Genomic DNA, 15,744 nt, shown 5'->3' with positions numbered 1-15,744 from the left:
GTTGTTTATTAATTCAAATAAATGAAACTTACCTATTTCCTGCTATTTTTAATGATTGGTTTTACCAACGCACAAACTCACCGTTTCTTTTACGAACTGAAATTCAAACAAGACTCCACACAAACCGAGCCGCTTAAAAGCTTTATGGTTTTGGACATAAATCCTGATGGCAGCAAATATTATGACAATGTTTTTCTAGAAAAAGATTCCATCAACAAAGCAAACAACGATAAAAATACAAACTGGACAAAACATACTCCCGTAACGAGAAAGAAAAACTCTAATGAAAATCTCAATTTCAGTGCAATTGATTTTCAAATCTACAGCTATCCTACCGAAGATTTAATTAAATGGAATTTATCTAACGAAACTAAACAACTTGCAGGATTTACCGTACAAAAAGCAACCACCAATTTTGGCGGCAGAAAATGGACAGCATGGTTCACCAAGGAAATTCCTTTTTCAGAAGGTCCTTATAAATTTAAAGGACTTCCAGGTTTAATTGTTTCAATCGAAGACAGTCAGAAACAATACAGCTTCAATTTGATTAAAAGCAAAAAATTAGCTGAAACTTACGATACATCAAATTTTTTGGAAGTAAGATACGGACGAAAACCAATTCTTATAACAGAAAAAATATTTCTAAAAAAAGCAATGGAGTTCTACAATGATCCTATGCATGAGGACAGAGAGAATTTGCGAAACGGCTCTTCAGAAAGTATCGATATTGATGGTAAAAGATATACAAAAGCCAGCGAACTTGTACCGTTGATCAAAGATGAGCAAAATTATATCAGAAAATATAACAATCCGATTGAGAGAAATAAGGCGATAAAATACCCTGTTAAGTAATATTTTAATGGAAATCTGGACATACATTCTTATTCTTTTTGTTTTAGCCAACCTATTTTATTTTCTATTTTCTGATGAAAAGGAAACTAAGAGAAAATTTTGGCTGACTGTTTCTGTATTTTCAATTATCCTTTTGATAATTGCAGTTTTTCTAAGTCTTATATCTTCAGATTCGCTTATTGACAATACAGTAGATTTTTTTACATTTATTATATCAGCGATTATTATAACGATTATGATGTTATCATATCATTTGAAAATACATCAAATTTTAAATGACTCTCCCATGTTTTCAAAAAATTATATCAGATATATATTTAGCTTTTCATTTTTTTCATTTTTTATAAATATTGTATTTTTCATTATTCTTTTTATCATTTTGTCTCTTATCTTCGACGTTGAATAATATAGATAATATTGTATGAATATTACATTCTTCCCCACCCAGCAAGACTTCTGCAAATGGCTTGAAGAAAATCACAAAACAAAAACAGAGCTATTGGTGGGCTTTTATAAAGTCGGAACGAAAAAGCCTTCTATGACATGGTCAGAATCTGTGGATCAGGCTTTATGCTTTGGCTGGATCGACGGGGTGAGAAAATCAATAGATGAAGAAAGCTATAGCATTCGGTTTACTCCAAGAAAACCAACGAGCATCTGGAGTACCATCAACATTAAAAAAATGGAAGAATTGACCAAAGCAGGTCTTATGAAGCCTGCAGGCCTTGATGCATTTAAGCTTAGAAAAGAAAATAAATCCGGGATCTATTCTCATGAAACTGAAAATGTAAAATTTTCTCAAGAATATGAAGAACAATTTAAAGCCAATCAAAAAGCCTGGGAATTTTTCGAAAAGCAAGCACCGTCTTATAAAAAGGTCATGACCCATTGGATTATGAGCGCTAAACAACAAAAAACACAAATTTCACGTTTAGAAAAAACAATTTTGGAGAGTGAAAAAGAGAAGCGAATTTCGTAAGCCAACAGCAGCTACAATTCATCTTATCAAATTTTATTATTTTTATAATATGAAAGAATTTTTTGCGATATTAATCCTTACTCTTTGCTTTTCTTGCATTTCGCCTGAGTCAAAGAATCAGCCGCAGGAAAAAACTGTGACGAAGACAGTTCCGCAGATTGAAGCAAAAAAAGATTCAATAAAGATAGATACGATTGAGTTTGTTTCTTACAATGATAACTTTGATTATACTCAACTTAATGGTAAAAAAGAAAATGAAGAAATCGATTTTGTTAATGATAACAATAACGACCGCAGTTTTCTTCGAGGTGACCTCATCGCAATAAAATGGAAAAATGACACGATTTACATCGCAGGAGACGGAGAGACTCCGCAAATTGCACAGTGGATTGTTTCTGCTAAAAAAATCAAAGACGGAAATGTTTCAAAACTCAGAAAACAATATGGCAAACCTATCAAATATCATTATTCAAAAGAAGATGAAATTTCAGATTCTTACCTAGAACATTTACATGATCTCGCAGAATACTATATCGCCAATTCCAAGAATGATTTGGTTAAATTATCCCTAAAAGACAAAATTGATCTCGCCTACTCCGTAGAAAAACAGACCAGAGACAATAAGGAATATTACGTTTTGGGAATTTATACAGAATCTGAAAATAAAATCAGTACCATCCAATGGCTCTACATTGCACCTGAAACCGATAAAATCTACGAATATGATTTACCCGAGGACAAACTGATATATTTTCCTTAAATTTTAAAAACTAAAAAACACCATCATGGCATCAAAAAAGCAATTATCAGAAAGAGAAACCATTGAACTGCTGGATATTCTGCAACAGCGTTTTGAGAAAAACATCAACCGTCATCCAAAAATGGATTGGTCAAAAATTGAAACAAAACTAAAAGCAAATCCGCAAAAACTTTGGTCGCTCAACGAAATGGAAATTTCCGGCGGCGAACCTGATGTGGTAGATTATGATAAAAAATCTGATGAATATGTACTCTTCGATTGCTCTCCGGAAAGTCCGAAAGGCAGGAGAAGTTTTTGCTATGACCGTGAAGCATTGGATTCCAGAAAAGAAAACAAACCACAAAATGATGCATTGACTGTCGCTTCAGAAATGGGTGTAGAAATTTTGGATGAAACCCAATATCGATTTTTACAAACCTTAGGGGAATTTGACCTGAAAACCTCAAGTTGGATTAAAACTCCAAAAGATATCCGAGCTTTGGGCGGCGCACTATTTTGTGACCGACGGTACAACACAGTTTTTCTGTATCACAATGGTGCCAATTCTTATTATGCTGCAAGAGCTTTTCGTGGATTTTTGAAGGTTTAACGATTAAAAACAATATATGGAAACTGCAAAAATGATAATTTCTGTGATTGGATTGATTGGTATCGGAGGCCTTCTAAAAAGTGCTTTTGATTATCTTTTTATTGAAAAAAGAAAACGAAAAGATCAGTCAAGACATGAACTCAAAGATTTAAGATACAAAGAAATGATTATTCTTTGTTATTCCTTGCTAAATTATGATCTTAATAAAGAAAAATTACTTTTAAAAAGAGCCGACATCAAATCTCGTGAAGAGCTCATCTCTGAAATTAAATTGGAATGGATAAATATGACACTTTATGCTTCTGATACTGTAATAATGGCTACCAAAAAATTTATTCAATTTAATAATCAAGATAATTTATCTGATATGGTTTTCGCAATGAGAGAAAGTCTTTATGACATAAATACATCTTTAACTTCTCAAAATTTGAGATTGGAATAAAATTGCTTTTAGTAAAATAAGAATACATATATATTTGAAATAAAAAACTATTAACCTTACCTTTGACGCTTCAAAAAATTAGACATGAATACACAGACTTTAGATTTTTGGGTAGGGAATTTTAATTCGGAGGAAGATTTTCTGCAGTTTGTAGAAGAAGATGACAACTACTATCTGAATGAAGAAGATGACGACAATTACATCTCAAAATTTTCTGAATCTCAAGATACAATTTGGTTTGACGGTGATTTGGCAGAATATGGGTTCGAAAATTTAAGCAAAAATATTTATGAAAACTTTTCAGAATACTCATTTGCCGAGCAATGGCTTCCGGAATTGGTTCACAAAATCAACCTATCAGAATTGAAATTTGACGTCAACTCACTAATATTTGTTAGTCAAGGTCAAATTCCAAAACCTGTTTCTGTCGAAAATGATGATTTTTCTTTGGTGTATATGGGTAGTGTTGAGATTGAGTATTAAAATTTGATAGTATCAATCTATACTATTAAATCCTCTAAGAGTAATTCATCAAAGCATTTCAAGAATTAATAAACTTTATTAGAACATTTCTTATTTCTTCGTTAACATCGTAGATTTTCAAAATCGCATTCAATCCCAAAGTAACATTAATCTGATTATCCAAAATTTGTATTATCATTTTTTTATCCATAGGAGATAAAAATTCATCTGTGATAGTGATAAGATTTGAACTCATATCAACAACGTAATTCATCACGTTACTTTTAAATATTCCGAATTTCGTAGTTTGAATTGTAATTGTTATTTCAGCGCCATTAATGAATAAATCAGCTCTATTAAAAACATTATCCTTTTCAGTTTTGTTTTTAACAATTCTGTAGGATTTTACCTTCAAATTTTTCTGTTTAATTTTCATCAAAATTTCTAATGCGCTTCCAGCCAATTCTTCCCTACTCCAACCTCAACCAATAAAGGAACTTGTGTTTCAATTGCATTTTCCATTTCGGTTTTAATAATATTTGTAGCTACTTCTACCTCATCAATTGGAGATTCGAAAACCAATTCGTCATGTACCTGAAGAAGCATTTTCGTGTGAAGTTTTTCTTTCTCTAATTCTTTTTGAATTTTAATCATCGCCATTTTCACAACATCAGCTGCACTTCCCTGAATGGGAGCATTTACGGCATTTCTTTCGGCATGAGCTCGCACCACAAAATTTCCGGAGTTGATATCTTTTAAGTGACGTTTTCTTCCTAAAATCGTTTCTACATAACCGATATCACGAGCTCTTTTCACTTGCTCCGCCATGTATTCTTTCAACTTCGGGTAGGTTTCGTAATACGCCTCTATCATCTGCTTGGCCTCAGATCTCGATAATCCGGTTTGTTCTGCCAAAGCAAAAGCTCCCTGACCGTATAAAATTCCAAAATTGACGGTTTTTGCTTGTCCACGCTGGGTTTTTGAAACTTCTTCCAACGGAATATTAAATAATTTCGCCGCCGTAGAAGCGTGAATATCTTCACCATCCTGAAACGCTTTGATCATATTGTCTTCACCTGAAATTTCGGCAATCAGACGCAATTCGATCTGAGAATAATCGGCAGAGATGATTTTCTTCCCTTCAGCGGAAACAAACGCTCCACGGATTTGCTGACCTCTCAATGTACGGATCGGAATATTCTGTAAATTTGGGTTTACACTCGCCAAACGACCTGTTGCAGCAGTTGTTTGAGAGAAATTGGTATGGACACGATTGTCATCTTTATCAATTTGGGACGGTAATGCATCAACATAAGTTGATTTGAGTTTCTGATACGTCCTGTACTCTAAAATATGCTGAATAATCTCGTGTTTTGAAGCTAATTTCTGAAGCACATCTTCGGAAGTTGCATACTGTCCGGTTTTCGTTTTTTTGGCTTTCGGGTCAAGCTGCATTTTATCAAACAGAACGTCTCCCAACTGTCTCGGGGAATTCATATTAAATTCTTCACCGGAAATTTCAAATATTTTGGATTCTAATTGTCTTAAATCATTCTCAAGGTCGATGCTTTCCTGAGCAAGCCATTTTTTGTCTAGAGAAATACCTTCTAATTCCATTTTGGCAAGAACTTCCATCAATGGCATTTCTATATTGTAGAAAAGATCTTCAAGGTTTTCTTTTTTCAATTGAGGTGCAAACAATTCGTACAACTGGAAAGTTACATCAGCATCTTCAGCTGCATAATCAGTCTGCGTTCTTAAGTCTGCATCTCTGAAATTGCCCTGATTTTTTCCTTTTTTACCGATAATGGTTTCGATGGAAACAGGTTTATAATTTAGATAAACTTCTGAAAGATAATCCATCCCATGTCGTCCGTCCGGATTTAAAAGGTAATGGGCAATCATGGTATCAAACATTGCACCTTTTACGGTCATATCGTATTGCTTCAGAACTTTGTAATCGTACTTTAAGTTGTGAGCAATTTTCAGTAAATCTTCTTTTTCAAAAAACGGCCTGAAAATCTCGAGTGTCTGTAAAACTTCACCCTGATCTTCCGAAAGCGGAATATAGTATGCCAAACCTTTTTTATATGAAAAGCTCATCCCGACTAATTCCGCTTCCAGCTCGTTCAGAGAAGTGGTTTCAGTATCAAAACAAACAGCTTTCTGTTTTAAAAGATTCTGAACTAATATTTTCTGCGCTTTAGGATTATCTACAAACTGATAAAGATGATCGTTTTCTGCGATGGTTTCTTTGGTAGAAGTTGCCTGATCGAGTTCCTCAAAACTGGCAAAAAGATCAAGCTGTCCTACATTTCTTGCAACTTTCTGTTGAGGTGTTTCAGTTGCTGAGACTTCTGTCTCACTAACAATAACCCCATCTTTCTCGACAGTTGTGGTTTTCACAGTAACTGTTTCAGCTGGCGCGAATGCTCTGTAAAGATTTTCATACAGTCTTCTGAATTCTATCTCGTCGAAAATTTCTTTTACTTTTTCAAAATCGGGAGTTTCAAGATCATATTGTTCTTGATGAAATTCTACTGGAGCATCACAGATGATGGTCGCTAATTTTTTAGATAAAATTCCACGTTCGGCAGAAGCTTCTATTTTTTCTTTTAACTTTCCTTTGAGTTGATGAGTATTGGCTAAAAGGTTTTCGATGGTACCGTACTCTTTAAGAAATTTCATAGCAGTTTTCTCTCCTACACCATCTAAGCCCGGAATATTATCAGACGAATCACCCATCATCGCCAAGAAATCAATCACCTGTTTCGGATCTTCAATTCCATATCTTGCTTTCACTTCTTCTATGCCTAAAATCGAAATCTCACCACCTCTGAAACCCGGTTTATACAACTTAATTTTATCCGTAACCAATTGAGCAAAATCTTTGTCTCCGCTTACAATAAAACTCGTATAATTTTCCTTTTCTGCTTTACAGGCAATTGTACCAATCACGTCATCAGCTTCGTAGCCTTCAACACCCAAACTCGGCACATGCATAGCTTCTAAAATACGGTGAATGTAAGGAATGGCAAATTTGATTGCTTCAGGTGTTTCACTTCGATTGGCTTTATAATCTGCATAATCGTTTGTACGAATACTTGCCTGACCGACATCAAAAATTACTGCTAGATGGGTCGGTCTTTCTTTTCTAATCAATTCAATAAGAGAATTCATAAAACCAAAAATAGCTGTTGTTTCCATTCCGGAACTAGTATACCTTTGGTTTTTTGACATTGCGTGATATCCTCTGAAAATCATTGCATAAGCATCGATCAAAAAAAGCCTTTTGTCCTGTGTTGCGTCCATATTTTGAATAAAGAACAAATATAAGAAAATGGGATTGTTTGGGATGAATTTATATCAGGAGATTCTTTTATCAATTGTATTATATGAACTTTTTATAATGAGGAAGGGTTTTCAATGCTTCTAATATTTTAACAGTTAAATCTTGTTTAAAACAAAAGAACGCATCAAATTGATGCGTTCTTTGTGTACGTTATTTAGAAGCTTATTCTTCGATAGGAATAGACATATCTTCCATATTATTCTTTAATATGGTACTTATATAATTTCCCTTTTTTCTAGGAATGCATGCAGTAGCAAAAGTTCTCGGGGCTTTATAAATTTCACCTTTATAATAGGGACTCGTTAAAACCGGCATGTGATAATACGCATTATCTTTATCTTCCAGATCTATGAACCATTTTCCACCAAGATGTTTTCTAAAAGTTTCACCAATATAGATTGTCAATAAATCTAAAATTTTCTGATCTTCTTTAAGAGCATTAATATTAGGGTAATTGGTTATGATCCAATTTTCTAAATCATCTAACGATTTTAAACTATAATCTAATAGTAAGTTGTTTTCTGAAGCAAATTCCTGAGAAAAAAAATCCATTTTTTCTCCTATTAAAAAAATCCATTCTTGAAAATTTTCTTTGGTATATGACATTATATATTATTTAATATGTGTAACGTTTATTCCTGCGTCTCTCAGTTCATCTAATAATGGCTGACTGGCACCTCCTTCTATTTTCCATTCGATATCCCAACCCTGTCTTACAAGTTCTCTATCTCTTTCAATTTCTGACATGATATCTTCCGTTCTTGAAAAATAATTTCCAGATTTAACCTCAACTCCCATCTTAGCATCAACATCTGCTATATCTAATCTTCTGTTAACAGTTTGTCCGTTTATTTCAACTTTAACAGTCTGTTCTCTTGCTCCCCATCCCAATTCATTGTGATAATTATCAGCAGCAGCATTCCCTCTATTGGCATTCTGCATATTTGCTTCATAAGTATTGCTCCAGCGGTTATAATCCCACTCACCCCCTCTTGCCTGATAATCATCCCACGCCTGAGCTTTATGTTCCGGAGAACCTGCAGCATACCCATTATGTACCAAAATGCCATCTTCAGTTACATAATAATTCTCATTGTCTTCAATATCAAAATTATAAACTTTTCCGTAATGAGGCAAGGTTTCTATGCTGATAACTGTGGTATAATCACCACCTTTTAAATGTAATAAATCTCCAGCTTTAAGATTTCCGGCTTCTATCCATTCATCATTGCAGAAAAATCTGTGCTCAGGAGTGACACGTACGAATTCTCCGGTTGGCAGTTCCAAAGAAAGCATTTGCTGGGTAAATCTTTCGTGTTTTGTAAGTATGGGTTTATATTCCTGCTGTTTCGTTTCTTCATTAAAGGTGAGTACTAAATCTCCTTCGTATAAATCTTCAATATTTGCCAAACCATTTTGGGTATGAACTTTGGTTCCTTCAGGAAAACAAACCAATGTTGCCCCTTTTGCAGCAAAAATACCTAGTATAAGACTCACACCGCTTTCCTGCAATTTTTCCAGGGCACTTTTGTCACTGCTCCAGATATTGTACTGTTCGTAATAAGCTCCGCCAATTCCCAGTCCACGCATGGTTTTACAGAAGAGTGATGCATTTTTGAATCCTTTAAAAGTAAACTGTTCGACTAATTCTTTTCGTGCTGTATTAGCAAACTGACGACCAAATTCACGACCGAATGTAACTGCGGTCTGCCGTGCTCCGGTAACTCCTGCGGCTGTAGTAGCACCTGTTGCACCTCCTACCATTCCTACCGCACCACGGCCGGCAAGAAAACCAAAAGCAAAATTGGCAACGTGACCAAGATTAGTGAGTGCTGCACTTCCCCAGGCCTCCCATGCGGTTTCTTTTGGGGTGATGGTACCTCCTTCCGCAGGACACATCATAACGGAGGACAGTGTAAGGGCTTTTTTGTCTTCTATTGAAAATCTTTGTGCAGTATTCGTCCATTTTCTAGTATCCGCGGCGGCTTTACATTTCAAAGCACCTATAGCAACAGCAGCTAAAATGGCAGCTGCAATAATGGCGGCAACAAGCCAACCCGGTCCGGGAATCATTGCACAAATTCCCACAGCAATTCCCGCTACAGCTCCTGCGATGAATGCAGTTTTGCCAAGACAGATAAAGTTATTCCCTTTTAAAGTATCAAGCTCTGTGGCAGCTTTATCCCCGCTAAAGGTTACAAAATTCTGGCTTGTAACTTTCATCTTTTTGGGTGCCATCCCTTTATCGCAAACAACGTAGTGTTTTTCGGTAAGATATTGTTCGTCTGCCATAATACTGTTAGAATTCTAAGTGAGTATCCATATAACAATGATAATAGAAGAACTCGCCAAGCTGCTCTGTGATTGTAAAATCAGACTTTAGCAAGATTCTGTCATCATATAAGTACTTTCCTTTTACTTTGTAATCGGGATGCATATAATTGTCTTTTGCAAATTCCCGTAACCTTCGAATCATTTTATCATCTCTGATCATCATTCCATTAACATTCCATTCGCTTAAATCCTGCTCGGTCAGTTTTTCTGTAACCGAAATATTGACCGGAATCACAACGCCAGCTCCAAACCGATCCATATCTTCTCTCTTCTGATAACTTTTACTGCCTTCAGCAAGCGGTTCTTTTCCGAAAATATAGAAGAACTGATACAGAAAATGAATATATCTGATGCTTTTGATTTCCATTTCTTCATTGGTGAGCTCATATTCTTTTGCCCGGATAATTTCGTACGCCTCGATGGGATGTGCATTGGTAAGCCAATCTTTAACCCCCTTCCATCGATCACGAATCATTTCACGATTATAAATCTTAGCTATTTCTCCTTTTTTATTGACGCCGACTTCCAGAGTGCTGTAAATACTGCATACTTTGTTGGTCATTTCGGTAATCTGTACGATTAAAGGATCTTCATACATTTCTAAATTATATTCTGTTTCGGTAATTTCAAAAATGTGAAAATCTTCGTCCGGATCTTTTCCTTTGTAAGTGACTGATGTTTTAATGTTAATTTTATAATTACTGTCTAAACTATGAACTTTAGTTTTCCCAATAATATTGGTATTGTATAAATATTCTTTACCTATTTCCATCAGGGTTACTTATTTATTAATATTTACTTTTTTACCATTAATCTGAACTTCTGCGCTTCCCGTTACATTTACATTTTTACCTCCTAGTTTTGTATCGTTTGTTGCTGAAAAATTAATCGATTTTGTGGCATCAACGATGATTTCTTTACCATTGATTGTAATTTTACCTTCCTTATCAATGACAATGGTGCTTGCGCCTACTACAATTTTAAATTCAGTCGTCGCAGTGAGTGACACTTTACCCGATTTATCCATCTGAAGGATTGAGGCTTCACCCACATTAATCATGCTTGTATTTCCGGCTTTTACCGTATTATCATTGGCAACATTTACCGAATTATTATTTCCTACTGTTACGGTTTTATCATTATTTGTGTTCGTTGTAGCATTTCCGGCACCGTCAAATTTCATATTTGCACCGCCTTGATCGGTAAGAAATACAGAACCAGCACCATCATCTAGTTCCAGTTTATTGCCACTTCTACTGCTTAAACTTTTAATATTATTTCCGGTTCCGCCACCGCCTCCTACTTGCCCGTGAAACATTCCGCCCATCACAAATGGTCTGTCTGGATGTTGGTGAGCAAAATTAACAACAACCTGATCTCCCACTTCGGGAATTGCCATAAAGCCTCGATTTTTGCTCACTTTATCGCTTCCTCCGGCATCAGGTGTCATTACTCTGATAAATTCTGAAGTATCCTGACCACTCTGCCAGTCAAACTGTATCTGAACTCTTCCTTGGTTCAAAGGATCTGTATTAGAAACAACTTTTGCAAACTGTGCATCTGCTCTCGGACTTTCAAACTCAGGTCGTGGAATATATCCGCAGTCTGCTGCTATAGCTTCAAAGTTTCCGGTGTAATATCCTCTAGCATCTACTTCATGCGAGACTTCTATCATCAGAAGTTTCGTAAAATATGAGGTTTGATTAGTCTCAGATTGCCGCATCTCAATATCTGCAGCACAACCCGGATACAAAAACGGAACTGTAGTTGTTCCTGAAGTCACAAAAACCTCGGAAGCTATACTTCCTGCCGTTCCTTTTTGGGAAGCATCCACGTCCATGAAAGAAGATGCTTTAATCGGAGCAACTCTTAATGATGGTGTAGTAAATGTTTTTTCAGAAATTTCATAAGCTCTTTTAGCAATATCTGAAGAATGATTTATTTTTGAACTTCCCGTTGTCAGCTTTTCATTTTTACTGCTGTTATAGCCGTAAAATGTAGGATTTACATGCCGAGCTTTCATTTTTATTTTAACATCACTGACGCTGCTTCCGTAAGTAAGCTTTACAGGTTGTTCCGAAGGTGGAAGTTTACCAAAATGCAATACTTCTCCATCATAAAAGAACTGCTCGCCATAGGCTTCTGCAATTCTAGCTAAATAATTATAATGCGTCTCTTCGTATTGTGAGCTGTAGGAGACATTTCCATGTTGAGCGTCTACCCTAAAATCAAATTTGCTTCCGCCAAGACCTTCTTTTATTACACGGTCAGCAATACTATTCAGACTTATTTCCTGTGCACCGCCAAAACTTTGAATGTGCGGAGCAGCATCTAAAAGAACCGTCGGACTGAAACCTGTGAGAACAATATTTCCCAGACTCCCTTTATCTTGACTAAAACCAACTTCTGTAATGACGCCGACAAAATTTCTTTCGGGACCATCGATAACATCTTTATATTTAAAAATAACCGTCAGTCTTTTTCCTAAAAAATTCTGAGCTTCCTCTAAATTGTGGTTTTCTGAACTTCCCAAGGTATCATGAGCTAAAGTCAGACTAAAACTATGATGCTTTACAGCACTTTGATTCAGTTTAAAATGTTTAAAATGCTGAATTTGTTTTCCTTCAATAATCACATCAAGCTTTACAACTCTGTTGATGCCTAAAATCTGGCTGGTAGGGATTGCTGTTGCATTATGAATCTTTGAAGTTGGCTGCTTTGCCCAAACTTTTCCTTCGGTCGTGAGAGGATTATTTGACTGCATATTCTGATTCATAAACATTGCTGAAGAATTCTTTACAGTTCCGGCGAGCGATTGTGCCTGAGAGACCTTTTCACCTGCAACATCCATTTTACCTGCCGATTTTTTAGCTTTATCACTGGCTTTATTTACAGCTTTTGAGGTTGCTGAATCTTTGGAGGCTTCCGGTTTTGCTGAGTTATTATTCTGAAACATAGCCATATTTTTTCGATTTGTGAATAGTGATTTTTCAATTATTTGACCACAGATATTGCACCAAATATCTTTTTTCAGAAAAAAATGCAAATTTCAATAAGTCAGAGGTGATTTTTATTACATTAAGTATTTAAATTAAAAATGATAAAAATCCCTTTAAAAACAACAAAACAGAATAGCTTGCTTTTTGACGGGCACGCTATTCTGTAAGAATTTTGATTTTAAATAATTAGGTTTTTAGTTACCTGGCCAAATACCTTCATAAGCTGCATTACCATAATTGATTTTTTCTGCGCTTACGATGAAGCTGATCAACATAGAATTTTGGTCTACAGCGTCAAAATCAACTTCATGCTGAATAACGTAACCGTTTTCCCAGTTTAAAGTGATTAATGTACCCTCTTCGTGAGATTTGTTGAATGTGATTTCACCAGAAGTTGGTTTGTATTTCCCATTAAGCAAACTTTCAAGAATTTCAGATTTCTCTGTAGCTTCTATCGTAAGCTTGATAATTGCATTGGAAGGATCTGAAGCTACACGTCCGGAAACGTCTGTAGATCTTGATACGCTGTAATTAAGCTTTAATAATTTTTGTCCTTCACTTCCGTTGAATTTTAAGATTCCTCTTGAATTGTCTGCCATGATTTGTAAATTTTAAACTGTTAATATTTTGTGATTTGATGTTTTATCTATAGCGAAGATAGAGCCAAAGATTGGTTACAAAAACATTTTTAGGTGTTATTTGACATTTTGTAGTAGAACTACGATTTTGTGTAGTAGAACTACGACTTTCATTAAGTAAAAACAAAAAACCCTTTACCAGAAAGGGTTTACAAGTAATCATTTTGTGAAAAATCACTTAAAAATGATAAAATTAAGATTTAATTAATAAAATTTTAGACTATTTAACAAATTTAGATTTTGCCTATTTGAAAATGCCTTTGTTAATTATTTTATAAGATAGGATTCTTTAAGTCTAAAGCAGATTATTGCTTTTCAGTTACATTTCCGGTTTCGCCATCAATTATATAGTAAACGGGAATAAAAGCTGGCGGCTCACCAATTCCCAACTCCGGATTTGTATTGGCTTTGCCTTTTTCTACTGTGACCGTGTATTGATTTTTATTTTTATCAAAAGTAATGGTAAAAGCGGAATTTCCGTTTTCGTCAAATCTTCCTTCTCCTGTAGATAAATTAATAATTTTCTTCTTATCTAAAATCTTCAGAACATCTGCAGGTTTTATTTTCCCGAACTTTTCATCTTCATTTTTGGTATCAAGTTTTCCTTTCTCGTCATAGTATTCTGAAATCCCAACTTTGGTGTACTGACCTAAAAGTGTTTCTTTCTTTTTGAGAAAACCGTCAGGATAAAACTCTTTGTAAATGGTATAGAATGAAGGAGAAGGAAGTCTTTCATATTGTATACCTGCAGAATTTTCTTTTGGGTTTTCCATCATATAAATTTCATTTCCATTGGGAAGTTTGTATGAAAAATCTGAATCTTTTTCAAATTTCAAAGCTAATTCTTTATTTATTTTTTCTCTCATACCTGATTTTGATTGATTTCCTGCTTTTTTTCCCTGGCTGTGACCATCACAGGAAATAAGCACCGAAAATAGTAGTATTAGTAAATATTTCATGTGTTTAGCTAATTTTTTTATTTAAAATTTTCCAATGCCAGTGATACGAACAAAACCTTTCTATACCTGCCAAGTGGCTGTAATCCATAATATTATTGGTCTTTTTTGCCTGATAAGTATAGTTTGCGGGCATTGTACCCTGAGTAATACTTGCAAATGTATGCGGCAGATTCATTGCATGCATGGTCTCGTGGGCTACTGTTGCTTTATTATGAGATTTGAAGTAAACCCCGAATTTTGAATTTCCATAAGCAAAACCGTTCCAATTTCCGCTCTCTCCAATGAAGTAAAGTCTATAGTGATTATCATATTTGTTTCCGAATTCACTTTTTACTTTATCTTCAAGATAATCCCGCAAGCCAGTACTGTTTGTTACTTTAAAGACTCCGTTTACATTGGTGCAAAAATTACTTTTGAATTTATTAAACAGAAAATTTCCTGTGCAGTCTAAATTTTCTTCTATCATTGAAACCGAAACCAAAGCCTGTGACATACATTGTGAGAAAAAAACTTTCCCTCCTGTCGCGGGCTTACCGATAACAGCACTGCCGTTGGCATCAGTTTTTACTTTGATAATGACGACATTTATTTTTTTTACAAAATTTTTATCATTGGGGTGAATTCTCATTGCACCACAGATCTCACCATCTGCTTTTACATGCAAAATCTGTTCTTTACCAAATTCTTGCTTACATGAAATTTCAAGGTAATTGAATTTATCATATTTCCCTTTTCTTATGTCTCCTATTTCTTTTAAGTTGAGACTTAAATATTTTTCGGCATCTTTATCTTTAAATTCAAAAGTAAGTTTTTTGGGCTTTTCTTTAATTTCAATTTTAAGTGTAAATAATGCTGATTTGCCTTTAAATAATGTTAATGTAGGAATAGGATATAAATATGCCTTTTTATTGATCTTTTTCCAAACTACTGAAAAGCTTTTATAACTTTTCAGCTTTTTATCATACATATTGAGTTCTTTTTTAAAATAGCCTTCAGGATTATTAATATTATCTCTTGTCCAGCTATTGGTATTCTGAAATGGTGTCGCAAAGCTACTTTCTTCAAAATATCTACCCATAATGGCTCCAAACCAATCATCCCCTTTTTGCCCCGAATCTCCCTGTCTAAGCCAATCAAAACCAAAATCCGGATTGCTCATGTATTTATCATGCGGTCTGAATTGCACCAGACACTGCGCTTTAATTTCTCCGGCAGAAGGTTTTGAAGGATTTTTATAACCTATTCCATTGGTTTCTCCCTTTTCGGTAACCATTTCCGTAGCATTGTCTACAATGTTACTTTCAGAAAAAATATTATAATCTTTCTCAATAACTTCTGTTATCTTACCTTTTACAATTCTCGTTCTGCTCATACTTCA

The 15,744-nt window shown here is 34.9% G+C and carries 15 protein-coding genes; 6 read left to right on the top strand and 9 right to left on the bottom strand.

Annotated features, from left to right (window positions below):
• Positions 1-21 precede the first annotated feature (21 nt).
• The 6 genes from LNP04_RS16060 to LNP04_RS16035 all read left to right on the top strand — a co-directional run bounded on the left by LNP04_RS16060 (position 22) and on the right by LNP04_RS16035 (position 4,105).
• Positions 22-852 carry a GLPGLI family protein gene (locus LNP04_RS16060; protein WP_229983916.1) on the top strand — a complete coding sequence of 277 codons (831 nt, stop codon included), beginning with the start codon at positions 22-24 and terminating at the stop codon, positions 850-852.
• Between the two features lie 421 nt (positions 853-1,273).
• Positions 1,274-1,831: a YdeI family protein gene (locus LNP04_RS16055; protein WP_229983915.1), complete on the top strand. Its 558-nt coding sequence runs from the start codon at positions 1,274-1,276 to the stop codon at positions 1,829-1,831.
• Positions 1,832-1,880: 49 nt separating this feature from the next.
• Positions 1,881-2,591, top strand: coding sequence for a hypothetical protein (locus LNP04_RS16050; RefSeq protein ID WP_229983914.1), 711 nt, complete (start codon positions 1,881-1,883; stop codon positions 2,589-2,591).
• Positions 2,592-2,616: 25 nt separating this feature from the next.
• Positions 2,617-3,180: a DUF4256 domain-containing protein gene (locus LNP04_RS16045; protein ID WP_229983913.1), complete on the top strand. Its 564-nt coding sequence runs from the start codon at positions 2,617-2,619 to the stop codon at positions 3,178-3,180.
• 16 nt (positions 3,181-3,196) lie between these two features.
• Positions 3,197-3,622, top strand: a complete 426-nt coding sequence (locus tag LNP04_RS16040; protein ID WP_229983912.1) for a hypothetical protein — start codon at positions 3,197-3,199, stop codon at positions 3,620-3,622.
• An 84-nt stretch (positions 3,623-3,706) separates the two neighbouring features.
• Entirely contained in the window at positions 3,707-4,105 is a 399-nt protein-coding gene (locus LNP04_RS16035; RefSeq protein WP_229983911.1) for an immunity 22 family protein, read from the top strand.
• A 58-nt stretch (positions 4,106-4,163) separates the two neighbouring features.
• Here LNP04_RS16035 and LNP04_RS16030 read toward each other — a convergent pair whose 3' ends face one another.
• The 9 genes from LNP04_RS16030 to LNP04_RS15990 form a co-directional block, all read right to left on the bottom strand.
• Entirely contained in the window at positions 4,164-4,520 is a 357-nt protein-coding gene (locus LNP04_RS16030) for a hypothetical protein (RefSeq protein ID WP_229983910.1), read from the bottom strand.
• 8 nt (positions 4,521-4,528) lie between these two features.
• A complete protein-coding gene (gene polA / locus LNP04_RS16025) occupies positions 4,529-7,396 on the bottom strand; it encodes a DNA polymerase I (RefSeq protein ID WP_229983909.1) in 2,868 nt (955 codons plus the stop codon).
• A 202-nt stretch (positions 7,397-7,598) separates the two neighbouring features.
• Positions 7,599-7,988, bottom strand: coding sequence for a hypothetical protein (locus tag LNP04_RS16020; protein ID WP_229983908.1), 390 nt, complete (start codon positions 7,986-7,988; stop codon positions 7,599-7,601).
• Between the two features lie 60 nt (positions 7,989-8,048).
• Entirely contained in the window at positions 8,049-9,728 is a 1,680-nt protein-coding gene (locus LNP04_RS16015; RefSeq protein WP_229983907.1) for a polymorphic toxin-type HINT domain-containing protein, read from the bottom strand.
• Positions 9,729-9,735: 7 nt separating this feature from the next.
• Complete coding sequence (locus tag LNP04_RS16010; RefSeq protein WP_229983906.1) at positions 9,736-10,542, bottom strand: hypothetical protein; 807 nt, start codon at positions 10,540-10,542, stop codon at positions 9,736-9,738.
• Positions 10,543-10,551: 9 nt separating this feature from the next.
• Positions 10,552-12,726 carry a type VI secretion system Vgr family protein gene (locus LNP04_RS16005; RefSeq protein ID WP_229983905.1) on the bottom strand — a complete coding sequence of 725 codons (2,175 nt, stop codon included), beginning with the start codon at positions 12,724-12,726 and terminating at the stop codon, positions 10,552-10,554.
• 237 nt (positions 12,727-12,963) lie between these two features.
• Positions 12,964-13,368, bottom strand: coding sequence for a type VI secretion system tube protein TssD (gene tssD, locus LNP04_RS16000; protein WP_229983904.1), 405 nt, complete (start codon positions 13,366-13,368; stop codon positions 12,964-12,966).
• Between the two features lie 344 nt (positions 13,369-13,712).
• Positions 13,713-14,366, bottom strand: coding sequence for a hypothetical protein (locus LNP04_RS15995; protein ID WP_229983903.1), 654 nt, complete (start codon positions 14,364-14,366; stop codon positions 13,713-13,715).
• A gap of 4 nt (positions 14,367-14,370) precedes the next feature.
• Positions 14,371-15,738, bottom strand: a complete 1,368-nt coding sequence (locus LNP04_RS15990) for a hypothetical protein (protein ID WP_229983902.1) — start codon at positions 15,736-15,738, stop codon at positions 14,371-14,373.
• Positions 15,739-15,744 lie beyond the last annotated feature (6 nt).

The sequence above is a fragment of the Chryseobacterium sp. C-71 genome (assembly GCF_020911865.1).
GTDB lineage: Bacteria > Bacteroidota > Bacteroidia > Flavobacteriales > Weeksellaceae > Chryseobacterium.
This window is presented reverse-complemented; position numbering and strand designations above follow the sequence as displayed.